This is a genomic window from Coprococcus sp. AM11-30B (assembly GCF_027674365.1).
GTDB lineage: Bacteria > Bacillota > Clostridia > Lachnospirales > Lachnospiraceae > Allocoprococcus > Allocoprococcus comes.
Genome location: NZ_JAQDVB010000050.1, coordinates 1467 through 3221 on the forward strand (window position 1 = coordinate 1467; position 1755 = coordinate 3221).

Annotated in this window: 1 rRNA gene (cut by a window edge); it reads right to left on the reverse strand. The window is 48.8% G+C overall.

The annotated features are described in order from the left end of the window. Positions 1 to 1562, reverse strand: a 23S ribosomal RNA gene (locus PGU50_RS17850); it reaches 1448 nt to the left of the window's first position. Positions 1563 to 1755: the final 193 nt, after the last annotated feature.

The window sequence follows — 1755 nt, forward strand, 5'->3', positions numbered from 1 at the left end:
TCAGTTCGGTATGCATCACGTCTTCAGATTATAGAGCGGATTTGCCAACTCTACTCCTACCTCGCTTGCCACGGGATTCCATTCCCGCTAGTGCTCTCCCTCTGCGTCCCCACAGTTCTGTTATACTGCAGTACAGGAATTTCAACCTGTTGTCCATCGGCTACGTCTTTCGACCTCACCTTAGGCCCCGACTTACCCAGAGCAGATCAGCTTTACTCTGGAAACCTTGGGTATTCGGCCGGAAGGATTCTCACCTTCCTCTCGCTACTCATTCCGGCATTCTCTCTTCTTAAAAGTCCACAGCTCCTTCCGGTACTGCTTCTTCCCTTTAAGAATGCTCCTCTACCAATTAACTACGTTAATTCCTGAGCTTCGGTAGTGTGTTTCAGCCCCGGACATTTTCGGCGCAGGACCTCTCGACCAGTGAGCTATTACGCACTCTTTTAATGTATGGCTGCTTCTAAGCCAACATCCTGGTTGTCTTTGAAATCCCACATCCTTTTCCACTTAACACACATTTTGGGACCTTAGCTGCAGGTCTGGGCTCTTTCCCTTTTGACTACCCAACTTATCTCGTGTAGTCTGACTCCCATGAATCATCTTACTGGCATTCGGAGTTTGATATCCTTTGGTAAGCTTTGACGCCCCCGCGGGAATTCAGTGCTCTACCTCCAAAAGACTCTCATGAGGCTAGCCCTAAAGCTATTTCGAGGAGAACCAGCTATCTCCGGGTTCGATTGGAATTTCTCCCCTATCCACACCTCATCCCCACCCTTTTCAACGGATGTGGGTTCGGACCTCCATTGCCTTTTACGGCAACTTCATCCTGGACATGGATAGATCACCCGGTTTCGGGTCTACTCCATCTGACTTCACGCCCTATTAAGACTTGTTTTCACTTCGGCTCCATTCCTTAAGAACTTAACCTCGCCAGATGGCGTAACTCGCCGGACCGTTCTACAAAAAGTACGCGGTTCATCATTTAAAGATGTTCCACAGCTTGTAAACACAGGGTTTCAGGTTCTCTTTCACTCCCCTCCCGGGGTCCTTTTCACCTTTCCTTCACAGTACTATGCGCTATCGGTCACTAAGGAGTATTTAGCCTTACGGGGTGGTCCCCGCTCATTCCCACAAGGTTTCTCGTGTCTCGTGGTACTCTGGATCCCGCCTTGCTGACTCGTCTTTCGCTTACGGGGCTTTCACCCTCTCTGGCTGGCTTTCCCAAAACCATTCTGCTAAACTTATCAGATCAATTACGCGGTCCGAACCCCGGAATGCACGCATTCCGGTTTGGGCTCTTCCGTTTTCGCTCGCCGCTACTCACAGAATCACTTGTTGTTTTCTCTTCCTCCGGCTACTTAGATGTTTCAGTTCACCGGGTTCCCTTCCATACGTTATGGATTGGCGTATGGATGACTGGAGTCTGTCCAGCCGGGTTTCCCCATTCAGATATCTCCGGATCATCGGATATTTGCTCCTCCCCGAAGCTTTTCGCAGCTTATCACGTCTTTCATCGGCTCTTAGTGCCAAGGCATCCACCCTGCGCTCTTTCTAGCATAACCAACTCCCTTCTCCCACGGGAATGGGATCCGGTTACACATGCATAGCGTTGCATGCGTTGGTATTTCAGGTCGTTTTTTTACTTCGTTTTCTCGAAGATGTAAGTTAATCATTACCTTGCGGTGATGATCACCTCGGATGTCTTTCTCTATTTGAGAATTGATTTATTTTTGTATGCAGTTTTCAAAGTACATG